We start from the raw sequence: 21,479 nt of genomic DNA, 5'->3' as shown, positions 1-21,479 counted from the left end.
CTGTGCATTTGACTGTAACGTATTGGCAATCAAATGCAAAGCAGACTGCAAAAAAAGACCCCTAGAGCCGTCATGGCAATAGAGGTCTATAATTTTTATTTAGTGCTTAGTAGAACGAGTAGTTTACGTTCAACATGTATACTGCACCAAACTCACGACGTGAAGTAACAACACCGTTGCCATCACGAGATACTTGGTCTGCATCATCTAAGATATTTGTGCCTTGTAAAGAAACACGTAGACCTTTTAAGTAATCAACGTCTGATTCTGCGAAATCATAAGAGATTTGCGCATCCACAACTTGAGTACCATCACGAGATGCTTCAGAGATCTTGTTCGAACCACCACGTTCATAGGTCGTATACTCACCACGATCAGTCATCGCAATACGCGCTTCAAAGCCCGCATTTTCATAGTATGCAATGATAGACTTGATATCATCAGATTGACCAGGGATAGACGAACCATCATCTAACTCTGCATCGATGGTAGTCAAGGAACCAACAAAACCAAAACCTTCAAGAGACTCATTGAACATGCTTAAAGGAATGTTCGCTGTTAATTCAGCACCATTTACAGAACCTTTAAGGCCATCTTCAAAGAACTCAGTGAAACCAAAGCTTGGTGGTCTTACATAGGTACCAGCTGCGAATATATCACCAGTTGTTGAGTTAACAACTTCTGTAGTCAATGTACGGTCATGGAAACCTGGTACGAAGTAGTCAGCACCACCATTGTAAGGGTCATTTGTGAAATCAATGATTTCACGAGCTGTTCTAGTCCAGTTTACTAAGTCTTTACGGAATAAAGATAAAGAAACATAACCTTCGTCATCGAAGTATTTTTCGAAAGATAGATCGAAGTTATTCGCTTCTAATGGATTCAAACGTGCGTTACCAGCAAATTTAGACCAAGGCGTACCATTTGATACTGTTGGGTCTTCAGGTAATGTAATGAACTGTTCGTTCTGGTCAAATTTAACGAAACCTGACGCTTTCATTTGATCCATACGTGCACGAGAAATCGTCTTAGACGCAGCAAAACGCACAAATGTGTTGTCTGCTATTTCTGCACTGATGTTTAATGATGGTAAGAAGTGGTTGTAATCAGCACCATCTGTAATCGCACAATCTGCATCTATAACAGCATTAGAGTCGTCATCACAAACACGGAAGTTTGCACCAACAACACCTAAGGTACCAGAAGATGTTTGACTAGTTTGGACATATTGTCCACCAACATTACCAAATACTTCAAAACCACCTAATTCAGTTTCGAAATCGGCTTGTAAATAAAGCGTCGTTACTTCTTCTTCGACTACATAAGAATCACCAAAACGGTCTGGCTCTAGGAAACCACCATTGTTTTGGACATAGTAACCGTTGTCATAAGGTGCATTACCGTCATAAGCAACGACATAGCCTAAGCCAGCCCAAGTTAGGTTAGTTAAACCATATACAGGAACATTAGCGTCAGCTACTGAAACTGATGATGGGTAGTCGATTGCAGTAGCAAAGTAACCACTGTTAACTTTGTCTTTGTAGCGATCAGAATACTGTAAACCTAATGTGATAGTTTGGAAAACATCACCGTTTAAGTTACCTTCTAATTCAAGTTTGAATTGAGTAAGTTCTTCGTCGATTGTAAAGAAGTTGTTGAAACCATCCTGAGCATTTTCGTAGTTAAATGGGTTACCATCAACACGTAGAACAGAAGATTCAAATTGGTCTGCTAAGTTAGCTAAACCACCACCCCATACTTGTGGGCCAGTTAGTTGTAATTGTGTAGGATCAGCAAATGCGTCTAAACCAGAAGTACCTGTAAAGAAAACACCTTCAGAAGACATTTCAAAGTTACGTGTACCTAAGTCAGCATCGGTTAATGAACCAGAACGACCTAGACCAGCATAAGATTCAGCACGTTGTTCGAATTTACTTGCTTCAGAGTATGCATAGTCTACTTCAACAGACCAGTCATCGTTAATTGCGTAATCAACGTTTACGCCGAATGCATTCAAGTCACCGTCTTTGTTTAGTGGGTCAGTACGGAGTACTGGGTTTACGTTAACTTGAGTACCAGAAGTATTGACACCTGAGCCAGTTACAGTTCCGTTGGAGAACGGTTCGATGAAACCACGTAATACACCAGAGTCTTTAAAGTCGATGTTCAAGTAATCAACAACAACGTCTAAGCGATCATTTGGTTGGAATTGTAATACAGCAGAAACAGTATCACGCTCTAACGAAGTAGATTGCGCGTTTAAATCAAGACCTGATGGAGTAATTTGTCCATCATTGTCTGAGTAGCCCCAAACACCATATTTACGCTGGTTGTTTGGTGATTCCGTAGAAGCGATTGCTACAGCAAGACCAATTGTGTCATCTGCGAATTTTTCTACGAAAGATAAAGAGTAACGGTGACCTGTGTCATCGAAATCAGGGTTGTCAGCAGGAGCTTGGCTTGCTTCGTAAATACCAGTTACAGTTAATGTTTCTTTGGCATTTAGTGGACGAACCGTTTGTAAATCAACTGTACCACCGATACCTTGGGTGAGTAATGTACCGCTTGCCGATTTATGAATCGTAGCTCCCGTCATGATCTCTGAAGGGTATAAGTCATATTCGATACCACGGTTATCACCGATACCGATAATTTCACGACCGTTTAATGATGTACCTACGAAATCTTCTTTAAAACCACGAACTGAGATACCTGAGGTACGGCCGTTAACACGCTCACCGGCTAGACCCGGAAGACGTGCTAATGATTCAGCGATTGAAGAATCAGGTAATTTACCAATGTCTTCAGCAGAGATCGCATCAACAATAGATGTTGCATCTTGCTTGATAGCCTGTGCACGGATTAATGAACCACGGATACCCGTGACCGCAATTACTTCTACGTCGTCAGCTGCTTTTGCTGAAGTTTCTTGTGCCAAGGCATGACCTGAACACATTGCCGCAGATACTGCTAAAGAGAGTATTGCTGGCTTAAATATTTTATTAGTTTTCATATAAGTATGTCCCCATTGTAATCACATATATGGTGTGAGCTTTTTACAGCGTTTTACAAAATACGTTAAAGAGATGTAAAAATCAACCATTTGAGAAATTTTCTTAATCAATTAAGTTAGCATTCTATTAACTTCTAGATACATTCATGTACTGAATGTTCATAATGACCATAGTAATCTAAGTATTTTTCTTAGATGAAGGCCCTATATAGCCTTGAACTGTAAGGATTAAGCTAAAACGGTGGAAATTACTAAGGTTTGCAATCTATTTCGTACAAAAAAATACGTTTTCGCGCACATGTTAAATATTTGTTGTAAGACGTTATTGCAATTTCGTATTTAGTGCTAGTTTTAGCGCTTGGGGTAAGCGTTTTTGCCAAGCGATTTCATCATGTGCATCACCAGGGGAAAAATGGATAATGACCGTTTTGGGATCCGCTTGTTTGTGCTGAAAGAAATCAGATAATTTTTGGTGGAAGGGTGGGTAGTATTGGTCTAATGTTTGATCGCCGTAGTCGAAATACAAAAAATGGCTACCGTTTACAGGTAAGTTGTTGGCCATATAATCTTTGAATGCTTTGAAAATAGTATCGTCATTAACATCTGGACCACCAATAAAGTGCGTGGACATACATAGACATCCACCGAAAATATCAGGATATTTAGCAACGGCATACCACGAAATCAGCCCACCCATACTGGCACCAGCGATGAACGTATCCTCTTTGAGCTGGCTAGTGGAGAAGTTTTGGTCAATATACGGCTTTAATTCATTCACGATGAACTGTAAATATGCATCAGATTGGATTGGAGCTTGCAAAGACATTGCGTCAGTTATGTGTTGCTGCTGTTCCTCAGTGAGTGATTTATAAGGTGTTTGTGGCATATATTCAGGGTAGCGTAATGCGTCACCACCATTATCAATTCCTACAACGATAAAAGGCCGAACGTCTTTATTGGTGATCAATTTTTGGCTTATTTCATCTACGCCCCATTCTTTTTTGTTCCAAGTGGTTGCATCATCAAATAACATTTGCCCATCGTGCATGTAAACAACAGCAAACTCTTGCCCTTGGCTTGCCATAGAATGATATTGCTCGGGCAACCATATGTGCACATTGCGATCTGCCACAAAATCAGATCGGAAGTCACGTAAAGTACGCAACATCCCTGCGCTAGCATTCGGTAGGTTCAACGCGGTTTTTTTTTGCTGAATGAAGCGTTCAATATTCTTTTCTAAAACGGCTAATGGTACGGAGCCGTATTCTAGAATTGCATGATGAAATTCTCGTACATCAAAATCTTCACCCAATTCCGTTTCTGCCTTTTGCCGTAACTCTTTAATTTTAATCTCACCAAGTTTGTAAGATAAAGCTTGGCCTGGCCATGAGATGTAGCGATCTATTTCGGTATTGACATTGTGCTCACTCAGCGCAGTATTTTCTAGCATGAAGTCCACAGCTTGTTGCCGTGTCCAGCCAAACATATGCATACCGGTATCTACCACTAGGCGACATGCCCGCCACATTTCATAACTCAACGCACCAAATTCGTCGTATGGCGTTTCATAAAAGCCAACCTCTTTACCAAGATATTCTGAGTACAAGCCCCAACCTTCGCCAAATGCTGAAATATAAGTATTTTGGCGGACCTTGGGTAGGTCTTGCATTTCTTTGGCAAGTGAAATTTGTAAATGATGCCCTGGTACTGCTTCGTGAAGCGTTAGTGCTGGAAGTGCGTAGAGTGGCCGTTTGTCTAAGGCATAAGTGTTTACCCAATAATACCCAGGCTCAGTGTCATTACGGGGAGAAATGTAACGGCCGGTGGTGTATTTGGGGGCGATACTATCTGGCACAGGGGCAACGCCATAAGGAGTACGTGGTAATTGCTTGAATAATTTGGGTAATAACGCATCCATGCGTTTGGATAAATACATCGCGTGTTTTAGTAAGGCTTCTGGTGAGTCAGCATAAAACTGCGCGTCGGTGCGTAAAAAGTTGATAAAGTCATTGATTGACCCTGGGTAGCCCAAGGTATCAAGTACTTTTTGCATATCGGCACGGATCCTAGAGACCTCTTGCAGGCCAATATTGTGGATCTCTTGGGCACTCATGTCTAAAGTCGTGTAATGCTTGATTCTATTATTATAGAAAGCGGTTCCGTCAGGCCATGTTTTTGCAGCAATATCCGTTTTTGCTTGAGGAATATAAACGTTGACTAAAAAATCATAAAACGTTTGATAAGCCTGATTTACATCCTCTAATATCACTGTTTTAGCAGCGTTTATTAGCCCCTCTAAGGCTTTGGTTTCGGCATTTGGCAATGTATTTTTTAAATTTTTGAAGGGCTGAAAGAACTGACTATCTTCGGGGTTTGTTTGGATAATCGCCGCCACAGATTCCTCAAAACCTTGCATCACTACTTTAGGTTGGACTTTCCCTATTGCGATACCTTGGCGCATATAATCGATTTGCTGAGCAAAGTGCTGTGGAATCAAACGCATCGTATCAATATAACGTTCGTATTCAGAAAGTTGGCTAAAGTCAAAACGATAAGCCAAATTCAACATACTGCTATGAAAACCATATTCAGACGTAATCGGTACTAAATATTCTTGGAACCGGTATTCATCAACGTAATTTTGCAAACGATAAATTTGCATGGTTTTCGAAATCTGCTCTTGGATAGAAAGTGCTGCATCAGGGAACGCCTTGACTTGAGCCAGATACGCGTTGAACTGAGCTGCTCGCTGGGCTTTGTAAGCAGGTGATATATTTGGCAGTGACGCTGCGGGTGTTGTGTTTTTGGTATTCTGACCATTTTCATAAGCCCAAATAGCGTCTAACAGTGCTGAAAAATCTGTATTTACTTGTTCTGTAGCTTGGTTTGGGGCGACTAGTGTGGGTGTACCTTGTGCGGCTGCTCGGTTATTGTCAGTTATGGAATTAGGTATGCTAGCACAACCCATAATGGTTAACGTTGATAATAGACTGGCGACCATAACGGAGGTGGAAAGCATCGATAATCGTTGCAACATAGAGCAGGGTATCCCTTATTGTTTTTTGCGCAATAACATAGCATTAAACAATGAATAATGTACATACTAGGCTAGCTAAAGGAAGGATTTGGTAACAAATTAACACTTGAACAATGGGAGTTTATTCGTTCAAATACACCGTAATTTGGCTGTGATAATCATAATAATAGGACGCATATCATGAACAAAACCCTTTTCGGTGCTCTTGCCTGTGCCAGTACAGTTTTACTTGGTGCTTGCCAGAGCACGCCCCCGGTAAGTACAACGGATTTTGCTAAACCAACGGTAAATACAAACTTCATCAAAGCGCATATGCAATTTTTAGCATCAGATGCTTTAGAAGGTCGAGCACCTGGTACGCCAGGGTTAGAAGCTGCTTCTCAATACATTGCTGCAGAATTCATGAAATATGGTGTGCAACCTGCCGGTGAAAACGGCACCTATGAGCAACGTATCACATTTCGCAAGGCGAACCTCGTCCAAGAGTCACCTACATTTACCCTTGAGCAAGGTGATAAAACTATTGAGTTTACTTACCCTAAAGACTTTATTACCAGTCAGAGTATGTTTGAAAAAGACTCAGCGGTAAGTGCAGAGCTGGTATTTGTTGGTCATGGCATGGTTGCACCTGACTTTGGTATTGATGATTATGCTGGACTGGATGTTAATGGGAAAATTATCGTACGGGTACCTGGCCGCCATGCTTCTTTACCTAACGAGGTCGGCCAGCACTTGGGGTCCAGTACAGAAATTCGTAAAAATGCTGTGAGCCGTGGCGCGGTCGGGATGATTACTGTCACTACACCAGAGTACGAAGAACGTCGTCCATATGCACGTTCATTAAACAGTTTACATCAAGAGCGCATGGATTGGGTCAACCCAGCCGGCGAGACATCGCGTTCGTCAAAGCAAATTAGAGGTACTGCATATTTACCCTTACACAGCGCTCAAAAATTATTTGCTAATGCGCCAGTTAGTTTAGATGACATCTATGCTCAGATTGCGGCTAAACAGGCACCTAAAGGCTTTGCCATGTCTGCCAAAGCAACGCTGACCAAATCATCTACGCATGTTGATATTACTAGCCCAAATGTGGTTGGTATGGTCGAAGGTTCTGATCCGGTATTGAAAAACGAATATGTGGTATTTTCTGCACACCATGACCATCTAGGGGTGCGCCAATCTGTGGAAAAAGATCGGATTAATAACGGTGCGATGGATAACGCAACGGGAACGGCTACCCTGTTAGAGACTGCTCGCATGTTTGCGGCTTTACCCGTCAAACCCAAACGTTCGGTGCTGTTTGTTGCGGTGACAGCTGAAGAAAAGGGTTTATTAGGTTCTGATTATTTTGCAAAGTACCCAACAGTACCGGCGCAAGCTATGGTCGCAAATGTCAATTTGGATATGCCATTGTTGACCTTTGATTTTTCTGATGTCATTGCATTTGGCGCAGAACATAGCTCAATGCAAGGTTATGTCGCAGATGCCATTGAAGAGTTGGGTATTACACTCACGCCAGATCCTTGGCCGCATATGAATTTATTTACGCGTTCTGATCATTATAGTTTTGTCAAACAAGGTATCCCTTCTGTGTTCCTTATGCCGGGGATCAAAACTCATGATAAAAACGTGGATTCTGAGAATATTTTAATGAATTTCCTGAAAACACATTATCATTCACCGACCGATGATATGAACCAACCATTTAATTGGACAGCTGCATTTAACTTTGCTCATGTTAATTTTAATATCGGGTATGAAGTGGCAAATGCCGATGCACGTCCTATGTGGAATGCGCAAAGCTTCTTTGGCCAAACATTTGGTAAATCATATAATCTAGCCAAGACAGAGGAATAAGAGTTTAGCTGGATATATCAGGTATAAGGTTGTGTTAGCACTGTTTTGAGAGAACAATGACAGTGCTAACTTGACCTAAAAGTGAAGCCCGGAAGGGAAAGTCTTCTTGGACTTAGATAAAGTATTGTGCTTTGATACTGGTCCACATCTCCGGGAACATCTCCGTCGGTTTACGTTGAAATTCACTGCGAATATAACCATTGATACGACCATCCGCATAACTGACCAAAAGATTCGCTAAAACGGCTTCGTCGATAGCAAACGTTTTTCCATCACGCACTTTTCTTTCCCGCAAAATTTGTTTTAATTGGGTTTCTAAACGTTCAAAAATCTTTGCTAAACGGCCGCGCAGTCTGTCTTGTTCACCAGTTAGAGCGTCACCGTGCATAATACGCGCAATACCTGGGTTTTTTTCGGCAAAGCCCAGTACTAGATGCAGGATCATTTGGCAGCGGTTAGCAGTATCTTTTTCTTCAGCAACGATTTTGTTGATCCGGGAGAATAGAGTGTCTTCAATAAAATCAATAAGCCCTTCAAACATTCTCGCTTTACTGGGAAAGTGGCGATATAAAGCGGCTTCGGAAACGCCTACTTGAGCCGCTAATTTGGCAGTAGTAATACGTTGTCCATTATTCGTTTCTAACATACTTGCGAGTGCTTGTAAGATTTGTGCACGTCTGTTCGGCTTTTTTGCAGCAGGCATATTATCGGGTGTCCTATAGTGAGTTGGCGCTTACATTCTTTGCAACTATTTTAAGTAGTTGCTCCGCTAATGCAAGTTTATCTTGTTTTGGTAAAGCAATTTTGGCGTCAGCACTAAAAACGGTTAGGGCATTATCAGCTTGATTGAAACCTATATCTTGGTTGGATACATCGTTAGCTGCAATCATATTTAACCCTTTGCGTTGTAATTTGTCTTTTGCGTAATACTCAAGATCTTGAGTTTCAGCAGCAAAACCAACAGTAAATGGCCCATCTGGTAGCGCTGCGACGTCGGCTAAAATATCGGGATTTTTGATCAAGGATAGTGTCATTTCGTCAGCGGATTTTTTGATTTTTTGTGTTTGGATATCCGCCAGACGATAGTCAGCTACTGCCGCACATGCAATGAATATATCTGCAGCCGCGACGTGTGCAAATACGGCTTGGTGCATTTCTAATGCACTGGACACTTGGATGGTGTTCACGTGTAACGGTTCAGGGAGGGCGACTGGCCCAGACACTAAAGTGACTTGGGCACCCAGATTTTGAGCTTGAATGGCTAGGGCATAACCCATTTTGCCAGAGGAATGGTTAGATATATAGCGCACTGGGTCGATAGCTTCTCGAGTTGGTCCCGCAGTTATCAACACCTGCTGTCCTGCAAGAGGGAGCGTTTTTTCATCTACTGCAGATCGAGCACTCTTGGTCGGTTGGTGAAGTGCGACTAGTGCCTCCGCAATTTCATGGGTTTCTAACATTCGGCCATAACCAATATCACCACACGCTTGCTCACCTGCCGCAGGACCCAAAATGCCGATATCGCGTGCTTGTAACAGTCCTAAATTGGCTTGGGTTGCCGGGGCTGCCCACATTTGTTGGTTCATCGCTGGAGCAATAAATAATGGAGCAGGACTGGCCAAAACTAATGTCGTGAGCAAATCATCAGCCATACCGTGGGCTAGTTTTGCCATACAGTGCGCCGTGGCAGGTGCGACTAAAATCAGATCAGCCCAACGCGCAAATTCGATATGTCCCATGCCAGCTTCTGCTGCCGGATCTAACAAATGGCAAGAGACGGGATTACCGCTAACTGCTTGCAGTGAAAGCTCGGAAACAAATGCTTGGGCACTGGCGGAAAGAACAACTCTTACGTTCGCGCCCTGTGCTGTTAATTTGCGTACAAGATCTGGTGTTTTGTATGCGGCAATGCCACCAGTAACACCTAGTAACACATTCTGGTTTTGTAAACTCATGAGCTTTTGCTTCACTTACCTGTGAGCGAAATATTCTTCGCTATGGGTTAATCAATGGTCGCTATTATCAGATCAAAAGTTAGCGTTTGCCAACATTTTATTGCAGGAAAAACCACATGTCTCGAACTCTTGGTGTCGAAAATTTATCAGATAAAAAATTACTTGCTCAGGTTATTCGGCATCGTCTGTCAGAATCATTAGCAGAAGACTTAGCGGCCGAGTTATTGGCCAAGTTTGGTTCAATATATGCCGTATTTAATGCCCCGAAAGAGGCGTTTTGTGAAATTCATGGTCTGGGTCCAAGTCGTTATTTTATGTTGCAATCGATGCTTGAATTGCACAAAAGAACATTACAACAAGCCATTCAAAGACAGACGTTGGATTGCTCTGAAACCACCGCGAAGTTTTTGGCTACACACTTGCAACATCATCAAAGCGAATGTTTTGCGGTAATTTTATTAAATGCGCAAAATGAATTTCTGGCTTTCAAAGAGTTGTTTAGAGGGACTATCAGTTCAGCACCCGTATTTCCCAGAGAGATTGTTCGGCATGTCATGATTTATAACGCTGCGAATGTGATCTTGGCGCATAATCATCCTTCAGGCCATGCTGAACCCAGTGAGTGCGATAAAATGATTACGCAAAGGGTCAAAGATGCTTTGGCATTGATTGATGTTAGAGTCCTAGATCACTTTGTGATTGGTGTCGGTCAGACGGTATCATTTGCTCAGAGAGGTTTAATTTAGGCGATTTGGGGCTCAGATACTCATAAAGTGATACATCTAAGACTAATAAGTAGTGAAAACAGGAAGATACTTGTATAAAGCATGATATAATCATGACGTTCAAAGGCCTAGGTGGAGATATTTTTTAATCTTTTTAGGCGAAATAATTTGCTTTATACATTTAAATCCTGTATAAAATGCGCCCTCTTATTCGTAAGTGTGTAGATTTGTTTATCCACGTTTACGAAAGTAATTAAAGTTGTTTTGGAGACAAGTACTATGGCTAAAGTATGTCAAGTAACAGGCAAGCGTCCAGCAGTTGGTAACAACCGTTCACACGCTCGTAACGCGACTCGTCGTCGTTTTTTACCAAATTTACACACTCACCGTTTTTGGGTTGAGTCTGAAAACCGTTTCGTTAAATTACGTCTTACTCCAAAGGGTATGCGTATTATCGATAAGAAAGGCATTGATACAGTTTTAGCTGAAATCCGTGCTCGTGGCGAAAAAATCTAAGGAACCCTCATCATGCGTGATAAAATTAAATTAGTATCTTCAGCTGGCACTGGTTTCTACTACACCACTGATAAAAACAAGCGTAACATGCCTGGAAAAATGGAGATCAAAAAGTTTGATCCTAAAATCCGTAAGCACGTTATGTTCAAGGAAGCAAAAATCAAATAAGACCTTTTGGTTTTGTCTCCAACAAATGCCCGGTTATTACCGGGTTTTTTGTGTCTGAAATTTGTGCCAGAGCGTGATAAAGTTACCGTTGATGTGCAGTACGATCATTGTCCATAGATTTTAAAGTGTGCTTTATTTCATGACTAACGTACTACATGTTACGTGTATTCGAACGCAATTTCAGTCCTGACAAAGGTGACTATAAATAATGCCAGAATTACCTGAAGTAGAAGTTAGCCGCCAAGGGATAGAACCTTTCTTAACTGGGCAAACTATCCAAAACATCATTATCCGTACCCCTAAGTTGCGCTGGTTAGTACCTGAGGATATTTTACAAACCAAAGGTGAAGTCATTAGATCTGTGACTCGACGAGCAAAATATATATTCATCAACACCACTTCGGGCAGTATTATTTTGCATTTGGGGATGACGGGTTTTTTGCGCGTCTTTGCGCATACCACGCCTCTAAAAAAACATGACCATTTAGATATCATTTTAGGTAACGGGCAATGTTTGCGTTTCAACGATGCCCGTAAATTTGGTGCTTGTTTGTGGCAACCAGCAGATGCTCAACCGCATGTATTGCTTTCTAATTTAGGTCCTGAACCGTTGACCGATGATTTTGTTGATACGCATTTGCACACTCGTGCTCAAGGGCGTACATGTACAGTAAAGCAGTTTATTATGGACAATGCGAATGTGGTTGGAGTGGGTAATATTTATGCGAATGAAGCGTTATTTATGTCGGGTATTCACCCCAAACGCAAGGCTGGCAATATCAGTTTGAAACGGTATAAGTTATTAACTCAAAACATCAAAATTGTCTTAGCTGCGGCTATTGAGCAAGGTGGGACCACTTTGAAAGATTTTTCTAATGTCGATGGTAACCCTGGATATTTCCGCTTACATCTCAACGTATATGGCCGCGCTGGTGAGCCTTGTTGGAACTGTAATACGGAAATTACATCTTTTATGTTGGGCCAGCGTAACACTTTTTATTGCAAGCAGTGCCAAACCTAAATTACAGGCTTTTGCACTGTTTGGAGATAGGTATTTATTTTGCTTTTTGAATGCTTATTTAGTGCCATGCAAGCGAGAGGCAAGCGCGGCTTTGACCACAGGATGGACAAACTCATCTACGTTGCCGTGGTGTAAAGCGACTTCTTTCACTAGGGTCGATGAGATAAAGGAATTTTCCTCAGCAGGTGTCAAAAAAACACTTTCCAATAAAGGGTTTAAACGACGATTCATGTTGGCTAACTGAAATTCATATTCAAAGTCAGATACTGCACGTAACCCTCGAATCAATACCGTTGCATTTTGTTGTTGGGCGAAGTCCGCTAATAAACCGGTAAACCCCATCACTTCCACATTCGGTAAGTCTTGAGTGATTTCAGAAATCATTGCCACGCGCTCAGCTAGGGAAAACAAGGGCTTTTTCGATGGGTTTGATGCGATACCGACTATGACATGTTCAAACATATCAGCACCACGCTCAATCAAATCAGCATGGCCGTTCGTAATTGGATCGAAAGTACCAGGATAAATCGCTCTTGTTTTCATGCTATTTCCACACAAATGAGTTCAAATGAAAAGCACATTAGCTAACTACGCCTCAAGATGCAACAAGCAAAGTGTCTGCATAGGCATCTAACAATGCTTGCCAATGCGCTGCAGTAAACACATAGTGAGTATGTTGTTTTCGTTTTTTTTCAATCGAGCGGTGTAAACGAGCAATATTCGATTGGCATTGGGCCTGGGTCAGCTGTTTAGCCGCAAAGCATTTATCAAAATCAATTAACCATATCTGTTCTTGGGCATCTATGAGGATGTTTTGAATATTTAAGTCATGATGAAAAACACCGGCATTATGCATTTTGGCTATTTCTCGGCCAATGCGCTGGCAGATTGTTTCTGTGAGTTGGTCAGTGCGACACAAAGCGTGAATTTCTCTGGCACCTGGAATGGCCGCCAAGAGGATTTTGTTGGTGTACCATAAACCCTGTTTTTGCACATAGCCGCCAACCGGCGTAGGCACGTTGACACCGTCTTGCTGCAGTTTTAGCAATAGTGCGATTTCTTGATAGACCCGGGTAGCAGTGAGCGATGTAAAATAAAAATGGCGTTGAATGAATCGCGCAATAAGACCACCGCGAAGATATTCACGTAAAACCCACACTTCTTCTTGCTGTTGCACAAAATAGGTAGTCCCACGACCATGGGCAGTATGCACAATCTGCCCGTGTGCGTGCCAAAAGCCCGGCGTAAAAAACTCAGCGTCCAAGCTGGTAGTTGCACTGATATTTTCAATAAGATGTGCGTTCTGGGCAATATCGTGTGTGATTTCCCAATTTTGTGGCAAGAGTAATGCCATACAATTTTTACCCAAGAGCCAAAAGATTATGTATTATATATATTGTGAATTAATCCAAGGATAAAGCCAATGGAATAATACACATTATGTGTGGATATTTTTCGCGCCAATCTTGTCCACCACAGATAAAATGTTTGCAGTATGCTGCAGCCTTATAAAATCTAATAGACACGGTAAACTGACCTTCATGCATCACAATGCAACACTACCCGACATCACTCCCGTAGCACCCCTCAAAAAAATTTGTTTGATGCGCTTGTCTGCAATTGGCGATGTTTGTCATGCTGTTGCCATGGTAACGCGGATCCGTCATATGTGGCCGCAAACCCAAATTACTTGGGTCATTGGTAAGATCGAATACCAATTAGTAAAAGGGTTAGCTGGCGTGCGCTTTGTGGTTTGTGATAAAAAATCCAAAAATGCCCGCGCGCAGTTAAAACGAGATCTAGCACAAGAAGAATTTGATGCGTTGTTGGTAATGCAAATCGCATTACGCGCTAATTGGCTCAGCTCGGTGATCAAAGCAAAGCGTCGGATTGGTTTTGATTGGTCAAGAAGCAAAGAGGGACACTCTTTGTTTATCAATGAGCGCATCCAGGCCATTGGGAATGCTCATGTGCTTGAGGGTTTTATGCAATTTGCAGATGCTTTGGGTGTGCCGCCAGCCCCGCTGAGTTGGGATATGCCTATTGAGCCAAGTGATGAGATGTGGGTGCAGGAGAAAATAGCGCATTTAGGCAAATATGTTGTCGTTGCACCAACTGCCTCAAAAGCAATGCGTAACTGGACACCAGAGGGTTACACGGAAGTGATTAGCAACCTACATAAAAAAGGCGTGCCAACCGTATTATGTGGAGGCCCAGGCCCCTTAGATAAGACAATGCAAGCGGCTTTACATGATTTAAATGCCCCCATAGCGTTGGATTTAGTCGGGCAAACTACGTTAAAGCAAATGTTAGTTGTATTGCGTCAGGCGCGCTGTGTCATTGCGCCTGATACGGGGCCTGCACACATGGCAACGACTGTAAAAACGCCTGTTGTTGGCTTGTATGCACATAGTAATCCATTGCGCACAGGACCTTATTTATCATTGAATAATGTCGTCAGTGTTTATCCAAAAGCAATTATGAAGGAATACAATAAACCTTGGGAACAGCTCAGTTTTGGATTGCGTGCAAAAGGAGCAGAATGGATGGCACAGATCACAGTGGCGGACGTAGAAAAATCATTGTCTGAATTTGTGTAAACCTTGTCTGGCTTGCTCCTGACAACAATCCCTACAACATCTCATAACTAGTCTATACTGACATTACGTGTGATTTTTCTCTTTCAGAGAAACCGTTAAAAAACTGTATAACTCTATACATACCTCTAAATCTTACCTGGATTGTCTTGTTTTCATGAGAAAATTTATAAGTGTTGGACAAAAAATATTTCTGACGTTAATTATCCTTTTAGCGCTAGCTTTTACTGTCCTGACGTTTTTAATTGTGAGCACAACAGAGAGTAATTTATCGCATTTTAAACAGGATAAAGCAGCTGTGTTTGCTCAGGAATTTAATCTGTACGTGCAAGAACAAAATGAACAGCTCAAAACCTTGATAACTGAGCTTACCCATATTGAAAACATGACGGTTGACGATTTATCAAACACTTTGCTACGCCTTTTTAATCAAGGTGCTGTAACCGATTATTGGCTGCTGGATAACGCGACACAAAATCTCGTGATATCACCAGAGTTTATCCATACAGGTAGTCCGAACGAGGTGACAGCGATGATAGAGGTACCCACTTCTTCGAGCATCATATTACCTAGCAATCCAGCTGCAGTTAATCATATTCAATGCACGCTAACTTGTAATGTACATACCGACTTTGCCATTACGATTGATAGTAAAATGTTTACTTTGTTTATCATCACGCCACTGCACCATGCGGTGGATTTATTGCAGAAAAGCCATTCATTGCAAGCGGCGATTGGGACGGTGGATTTTTCTTTGGAGCAAAGATGGCAGGCTGAATCGCTACCTTCTGTTTATTCCGCAACAGACCTTTTACACCAAGCATTACTAGGACAATTAAATTCTAAATTCGCACAAGATGCGATTTTTGATATAGGGATAGTGAAAGAACAAGAGGGGCAATATTACTACTTAATTATGCTGCCTATTGTAAACGCCTTGGCGGCGGAAATACCAGCCACATCTCCACCAGTAACAGGACAGAAATACTTACTAATCACTATGGATATTTCTGAATATTATCTCAATGTTTTAAAGTTTAACCACAACATTATTTACACTGCTTTGGTACTCTTTATTTTATCAACCTCCATCTTTTATTTTTTGACCATCCCATACAAGCGACGTTTGCAAGATTTAGCAGAACGGATCCCCCTGCTGAATAAAATAGATTACAAAACATTTAAAAAAAATAAACGCGAATATGAAGTGGCATTCGTCGATGAAATTGATCAGTTAGATGAAGCTGCGAACAAATTAGTGGATGAATTACACTCGATGCAAGAAAAGATCGATTTAGAGCGCGTTAAATTACAACAAATGGCGTTGTACGACGAGTTAACTAATTTGCCAAACCGCAATATGCTGACAGAGCATTTAAATCATTTAATCAGAAAACAGAAACGCCATAACACTCATTTTGCAGTAATGCTGTTGGATGTTGATGATTTTAAAAAAATTAATGATGGACATGGCCACTCAATCGGTGACCAGCTCTTGCAAAAAGTGGCTAATCGACTTCAGGCAATGTTGCGTTCTGAAGATATCGTTTGTCGCTTTGGCGGAGATGAGTTTGTCATGGTTGCCGACGATATCCTAGATTTAGACGCACTTCGGGTATTTGGAGAAAAAGTGCTGTCTTGTTTTGCTGAACCAATTCATATCGATAATATACAGTTCCATGTTTCAGGTAGTTTAGGTCTGACTTTGTGTAGTAGTTCCAGTATGACCAGCGAAGAACTGTTACGTCAAGCGGACACGGCAATGTATCGGGCAAAAGTCGTTAAAGGAAACTCTTTACAAATTTATGATGCGGAATTAAATCGAATTGTCGTTGATAAAATTGAGTTAGAGTCAGAAGCGCGACTTGCGCTAGAAAATGATAACTTTTATTTGGCGTTACAGCCTTTGATTGATATTAAAAATAACCATGTGATTGGTTTTGAAGCATTATTAAGGTGGCGTCACCCGGTCAAAGGGTTAATTTCTCCGGATGAATTCATTCCGGTATTAGAAAAGTCTTCATTCATGATTCAGCTCGATTATTATGTTATTGAGCGGAGTATGAAGGTGATCAAAGCTTTGGATAATATGGGATATACCGAACAGTTTTTAGCGATAAATTTATCAGCATCACAGTTTTTAGATCCGAAGTTATGTGGGTTTATCAAAAGGATGTTGGTCCATTACGGGGTAGACCCACAGCGTGTTGAGTTTGAATTAACGGAAACGACCCTGGCTTCTGATATTAAAGTGGCCACCAAGATTATGAAAGATATTAGAGAGTTAGGCGTGCAACTCTCGATTGACGATTTTGGAACTGGGTATTCATCTTTAAATTATTTACGCAGTATGCCGGTGAATAAAATTAAGATTGATCGGACGTTTATTATGGGGATCACAGAAAACCCAGCCGACCGGCAAATTGTGAAGTCAACCATCGATATGGTGCATAACATGAATATGCAAATAGTGGCAGAGGGGATTGAGCAAGTTGAGCAACTCGCCACATTACGTGATATGGGGTGTGATATTGCTCAGGGTTTCTACATTTCTAAGCCGATCCCAGAGCATCAACTTGCTTCAATGTTAGATAAGATTATCCTGAATAATATCTGGATCCATGAGTTTAAGTTATCCAGAGAGATAAAATTTTTCAACTGAGATAACTGTACCGATTAAACGGTCTGTTTTAAACTGTTTACAAATTTAAAACAATTGAGACAGATTATGACTCAGGCTTTTATTCAACATATCCAACAACAACTTGACGATATTCGTGCCCAAGGTTTATTCAAGCAAGAGCGCATTATTAGTTCGCAGCAAAGTGCCGATGTTGTGGTTCCACAAGGTGAGGTCATTAACTTCTGTGCCAACAACTATCTTGGTCTGGCAAATCACCCTGATCTCATTACTGCCGCGAAAGCCGGTTTAGATTCTCATGGTTTTGGGGTTGCTTCTGTGCGCTTTATCTGTGGCACCCAGGACATCCACAAGCACCTCGAAGCGCAAATATCAGACTTTTTAATGATGGAAGATACCATACTCTACCCATCGTGCTTCGATGCTAACGGAGGCTTATTCGAGACGATTTTAGATCCCGAAGATGCGATTATTTCTGATGCGTTAAATCACGCAAGTATTATTGATGGGGTAAGGTTATCCAAAGCCAAGCGCTATCGTTATGCGTCCAATGATATGGCAGCTTTAGAGGAACAATTACAAAAAGCGGATGCGGATGGTGCTCGCCACAAATTAATTGCCACAGATGGCGTTTTTTCAATGGATGGCGTCATTGCCAATCTGAAAGGTATTTGTGATTTAGCTGAAAAATACGGTGCTATGGTCATGGTAGATGATTGTCATGCCACTGGTTTTGTTGGAGCAAACGGGCGGGGCTCGCATGAGTATTGTGATGTGCTGGGTCGTGTAGATATTTTAACAGGTACTTTGGGCAAAGCCCTAGGCGGTGCCTCAGGCGGATACACATCAGGTAAAAAAGAAGTGATCGCTTGGTTGCGCCAACGTTCTCGTCCGTATTTATTTTCGAATTCTGTCGCTCCTCCTATTGTTGCTGCTTCAATCAAGGTATTTGAGATGATGGCTGAGGGAGCCGCACTCAGAGCCCAACTGAACCGTAATGCCGTGCACTTTAGAACACGTATGGCGGATGCTGGTTTTACTTTGAGCGGTAAGGATCATGCGATAATCCCTGTGATGTTAGGTGATGCTAAATTGGCTTCCGTCATGGCAGATAAAATGCTCGAGCGAGGTATTTATGTAGTGGGCTTTTCTTATCCGGTTGTCCCCCAAGGGCAAGCGCGGATCCGCACCCAGATGTCTGCAGCGCATACCCTAGAGCATGTGGATCAAGCAGTGGATGCCTTTATCGATATTGGTCGTGAATTGGGAGTGATTTAATGGGTACACAAATGCGTTCTTTAGCGAAGCTCCATCGCAAACCAGGTATTTGGTTAACGGACAATCCTCTGCCTGAGGTAGGGCACAATGACTTACTGATAAAGATCCGAAAAACCGCTATTTGTGGCACGGATATGCATATTTTTAATTGGGATGATTGGGCACAAAAGACCATTCCTGTACCTATGATCGTCGGGCATGAATATGTTGGTGAAGTGGTCGATATGGGCAGTGAAGTGCGTGGATTTAATACCGGCGACCGGGTCTCTGGAGAAGGGCATATTACCTGTGGTCATTGCCGTAACTGCCGTGCAGGACGACGTCATTTATGTCGTAACACCGAAGGGGTTGGGGTCAACCGAGCTGGAGCGTTTGCTGAATATTTGGTGATACCAGCGTTTAACGCATTTAAAATTCCCAACAACATTAGTGATGACCTTGCCGCCATTTTTGATCCCTTCGGTAATGCGGTTCATACTGCGTTATCTTTTGACTTGGTCGGTGAGGATGTATTAATTACTGGAGCTGGTCCCATTGGGATAATGGCAGCAGCAGTTGCCAAACATGTTGGGGCAAGACATGTTGTGATCACTGATATCAACCCGTACCGACTGGCGTTAGCGGAAAAAATGGGCGTCACTCGAGCCGTTAATGTGGCACAAACAGATTTGACTACAGTGATGACTGAATTAGGGATGAGCGAAGGATTTGATGTCGGCTTAGAGATGTCTGGGGTACCACAAGCATTACGTGATATGTTGGCTAAAATGAACCATGGTGGAAAGATTGCCATGCTCGGTATTCCGCCAAATGATGTTGCAGTTAACTGGAATGATGTTATCTTTAAAGGATTAACGATCAAAGGGATTTATGGTCGTGAGATGTTTGAGACATGGTACAAAATGGCCAGTCTCCTGCAAAGCGGGTTAGATCTTACCCCCATCATCACTCACCAATTCCCAATCACAGACTTTGCTGCTGGATTTGCAAAAATGAATTCAGGTGAGTCAGGTAAAATTATTCTTAATTGGGACACATAACATGACACAATTTCAGCATATCGATGTTGAACAAACGAAGAAGATGGTAGAGACACAAACTGCCGTCGTAGTTGATATCCGTGATGAGGCAAGTTTTTGTGCTGGACATATCCCGGGTTCGCTGCACTTTCACAATCGCTCCATGCAAGATTTCCTGCAGGAATATGATGAAGATATGCCTCTTATCGTGACCTGTTATCACGGTATTTCTTCACAACCTGCCGCCCAATATTTCACTGAACAAGGTTATACAACGGTTTATTCTATGGATGGTGGTTTTACGCATTGGCAAACGATGTATCCTGAAATGGTCGCTCAAGGAGAGTAACACTTCATGCATCAACTGGTTCGTTTTCAAACTGCAAAACCCGCATATATTTTGATGGACTATTTGTTGCAAAAGCGCATTGAATGTATTGTCACTCAAGATTCTGAAAATGACGCTTATTGGGTCGAGATTCAGTCTGAGAGTGACCTTGCCAAGGCCCAAGCCATTGTTGATGAATTTATAGAAAACCCGAATCACCCCAAATATCAAGCTGCGAGCTGGGGGAGTGCCCAGCCTGCCAGTCAGTCATCTGGATTCAGGACTAAGCCTAAATCAGGTTTTACTGAGCATCCCTTTTTTAAAACGAATATTGCCAGAGAAGCAAAAGCCAATTGGGTGACTTCTAGTATTTTGCTGTTCAATGCAGTGATTTTTGTACTGTACTCATTATTTCCCCCTATTAGCTTATGGGTTGGTTCTTATTTCTTTATTGCGCCATTAAATGAATTACAAGTTACACATGAGTGGTGGCGTGTAGTAACACCTGCGTTTCTACATTTTTCTGGTATGCATATTGTATTCAATCTACTTTGGTGGTGGATTTTAGGTGGTATGATTGAAAAATCATTGGGTAAAACGGTGCTATTACTGCTCTTTATCATTACCGCAATAGGTTCTAATATAACGCAGTTACTTGCTACTGGCCCTAATTTTGGTGGGATGTCTGGTGTCGTTTACGGTTTACTGGGTTTTGTTTGGATTATTGGTTATATGCGACCAAACTGGGGTATTGGATTACAACCAGCGATGATTGGGTTCATGCTCATTTGGATGGTTATCGGTTTTGCCGACGTGTTATTTTTGAGCATGGCGAATGAGGCACATCTTTCTGGACTGATTATTGGTTGTTTAGCTGCATTAGTGCTGCATCAAAGCTCCGGGAAACGAAGCTAAACTACTGGTATAAGTACTTTGTTAATAGCACTTCTTTGATGCGTGGAGCTCCTGTTTCTAGCTCTAGCAAGGCGTTTAATTCCTTTTTTATTTGTAAACGGATTTCTTCTCTACCCGTCAAGGACTTCACCTTATATGCTTGATGTTGCCCTAGAATTTCAATAACTGTGGCACGCAACAACGGAAGATGTGATTCAACCATAGGAATAAACTCAACATCCTCGGTCATTAAATCAATCGACATTCTCACAAAACCAATCTTACTAGCACTTTCGGTAATATAGTTAGTGACAATTTCTGGCTCCATACTGACATAACCGATATTCTCAGCTTTGCTGGGTATGGCTGGCAGGGATAGCAGGATAAACAGAAGAAAAATACGCATGCGGCCTCAATTAATAAAATA

18 protein-coding genes and 1 pseudogene are annotated in these 21,479 nt (G+C 41.9%); 11 read left to right on the top strand and 8 right to left on the bottom strand.

The annotated features are described in order from the left end of the window. Positions 1–106 precede the first annotated feature (106 nt). From NLF92_RS08910 to NLF92_RS08900, 3 genes and pseudogenes are all read right to left on the bottom strand, one after another. Positions 107–3,013, bottom strand: a complete 2,907-nt coding sequence (locus NLF92_RS08910; protein ID WP_254100974.1) for a TonB-dependent receptor — start codon at positions 3,011–3,013, stop codon at positions 107–109. A gap of 322 nt (positions 3,014–3,335) precedes the next feature. After that, entirely contained in the window at positions 3,336–4,181 is an 846-nt protein-coding gene (locus NLF92_RS08905) for an alpha/beta hydrolase (protein ID WP_284700404.1), read from the bottom strand. A gap of 33 nt (positions 4,182–4,214) precedes the next feature. Continuing rightward, positions 4,215–6,032: pseudogene (locus tag NLF92_RS08900) on the bottom strand (DUF885 domain-containing protein); the annotation flags it as partial. Positions 6,033–6,230: 198 nt separating this feature from the next. On the opposite strand from NLF92_RS08900, the gene NLF92_RS08895 reads away from it, so the two are divergent. Beyond that, positions 6,231–7,910 carry a M28 family metallopeptidase gene (locus NLF92_RS08895; RefSeq protein WP_254100972.1) on the top strand — a complete coding sequence of 560 codons (1,680 nt, stop codon included), beginning with the start codon at positions 6,231–6,233 and terminating at the stop codon, positions 7,908–7,910. Between the two features lie 112 nt (positions 7,911–8,022). On the opposite strand, the gene slmA is transcribed toward NLF92_RS08895, so the two are convergent. Together slmA and coaBC are read right to left on the bottom strand one after the other, a co-directional pair. After that, a complete protein-coding gene (slmA, locus tag NLF92_RS08890; protein WP_254100970.1) occupies positions 8,023–8,613 on the bottom strand; it encodes a nucleoid occlusion factor SlmA in 591 nt (196 codons plus the stop codon). Between the two features lie 13 nt (positions 8,614–8,626). Next, the gene (gene coaBC / locus NLF92_RS08885) at positions 8,627–9,865 is read right to left on the bottom strand and encodes a bifunctional phosphopantothenoylcysteine decarboxylase/phosphopantothenate--cysteine ligase CoaBC (RefSeq protein ID WP_254100968.1); all 1,239 of its coding nucleotides are present in this window, start codon (positions 9,863–9,865) and stop codon (positions 8,627–8,629) included. Between the two features lie 116 nt (positions 9,866–9,981). Between coaBC and radC the strand changes: the two genes are divergently transcribed. The 4 genes from radC (at position 9,982) to mutM (ending at position 12,295) form a co-directional block, all read left to right on the top strand. Then, positions 9,982–10,611: a RadC family protein gene (radC, locus tag NLF92_RS08880; RefSeq protein ID WP_254100967.1), complete on the top strand. Its 630-nt coding sequence runs from the start codon at positions 9,982–9,984 to the stop codon at positions 10,609–10,611. Between the two features lie 258 nt (positions 10,612–10,869). Beyond that, a complete protein-coding gene (gene rpmB, locus NLF92_RS08875) occupies positions 10,870–11,106 on the top strand; it encodes a 50S ribosomal protein L28 (protein ID WP_254100965.1) in 237 nt (78 codons plus the stop codon). 12 nt (positions 11,107–11,118) lie between these two features. Beyond that, on the top strand, positions 11,119–11,274 hold the full coding sequence (gene rpmG, locus NLF92_RS08870) for a 50S ribosomal protein L33 (protein ID WP_254100963.1): 156 nt from the start codon (positions 11,119–11,121) through the stop codon (positions 11,272–11,274). A 208-nt stretch (positions 11,275–11,482) separates the two neighbouring features. Then, positions 11,483–12,295 (top strand): bifunctional DNA-formamidopyrimidine glycosylase/DNA-(apurinic or apyrimidinic site) lyase, encoded by an 813-nt coding sequence (gene mutM, locus NLF92_RS08865; protein ID WP_254100961.1) that lies wholly within the window; start codon positions 11,483–11,485, stop codon positions 12,293–12,295. A gap of 54 nt (positions 12,296–12,349) precedes the next feature. On the opposite strand, the gene coaD is transcribed toward mutM, so the two are convergent. Then, positions 12,350–12,838, bottom strand: coding sequence for a pantetheine-phosphate adenylyltransferase (coaD, locus tag NLF92_RS08860; RefSeq protein ID WP_254100959.1), 489 nt, complete (start codon positions 12,836–12,838; stop codon positions 12,350–12,352). Positions 12,839–12,890: 52 nt separating this feature from the next. Further along, positions 12,891–13,649: a 3-deoxy-D-manno-octulosonic acid kinase gene (locus NLF92_RS08855; protein WP_254100957.1), complete on the bottom strand. Its 759-nt coding sequence runs from the start codon at positions 13,647–13,649 to the stop codon at positions 12,891–12,893. Positions 13,650–13,836: 187 nt separating this feature from the next. Here NLF92_RS08855 and NLF92_RS08850 point away from each other — a divergent pair, with 187 nt between their 5' ends. The 6 genes from NLF92_RS08850 to glpG all read left to right on the top strand — a co-directional run bounded on the left by NLF92_RS08850 (position 13,837) and on the right by glpG (position 21,073). Further along, a complete protein-coding gene (locus NLF92_RS08850) occupies positions 13,837–14,895 on the top strand; it encodes a glycosyltransferase family 9 protein (protein WP_254100955.1) in 1,059 nt (352 codons plus the stop codon). 154 nt (positions 14,896–15,049) lie between these two features. After that, entirely contained in the window at positions 15,050–17,554 is a 2,505-nt protein-coding gene (locus tag NLF92_RS08845) for a putative bifunctional diguanylate cyclase/phosphodiesterase (RefSeq protein WP_254100953.1), read from the top strand. A gap of 66 nt (positions 17,555–17,620) precedes the next feature. Further along, positions 17,621–18,811, top strand: a complete 1,191-nt coding sequence (kbl, locus tag NLF92_RS08840; protein ID WP_254100951.1) for a glycine C-acetyltransferase — start codon at positions 17,621–17,623, stop codon at positions 18,809–18,811. Positions 18,812–18,822: 11 nt separating this feature from the next. After that, a complete protein-coding gene (gene tdh, locus NLF92_RS08835) occupies positions 18,823–19,851 on the top strand; it encodes an L-threonine 3-dehydrogenase (RefSeq protein WP_254100988.1) in 1,029 nt (342 codons plus the stop codon). A gap of 1 nt (position 19,852) precedes the next feature. Further along, positions 19,853–20,179 (top strand): thiosulfate sulfurtransferase GlpE, encoded by a 327-nt coding sequence (gene glpE, locus NLF92_RS08830; protein WP_254100949.1) that lies wholly within the window; start codon positions 19,853–19,855, stop codon positions 20,177–20,179. Positions 20,180–20,185: 6 nt separating this feature from the next. Then, the gene (gene glpG / locus NLF92_RS08825) at positions 20,186–21,073 is read left to right on the top strand and encodes a rhomboid family intramembrane serine protease GlpG (RefSeq protein WP_254100947.1); all 888 of its coding nucleotides are present in this window, start codon (positions 20,186–20,188) and stop codon (positions 21,071–21,073) included. A gap of 1 nt (position 21,074) precedes the next feature. Here the strand turns inward: glpG and NLF92_RS08820 are convergent, their stop codons facing one another. Next, on the bottom strand, positions 21,075–21,458 hold the full coding sequence (locus NLF92_RS08820; RefSeq protein WP_254100945.1) for a flagellar basal body-associated FliL family protein: 384 nt from the start codon (positions 21,456–21,458) through the stop codon (positions 21,075–21,077). Between the last annotated feature and the right edge of the window lie 21 nt (positions 21,459–21,479).

Source organism: Opacimonas viscosa, assembly GCF_024199005.1.
Taxonomy (GTDB): Bacteria; Pseudomonadota; Gammaproteobacteria; order Enterobacterales; family Alteromonadaceae; genus Opacimonas; species Opacimonas viscosa.
Note: the sequence above shows the minus strand (reverse complement) of the source record. Positions and strands in the feature narration are given on the sequence as shown.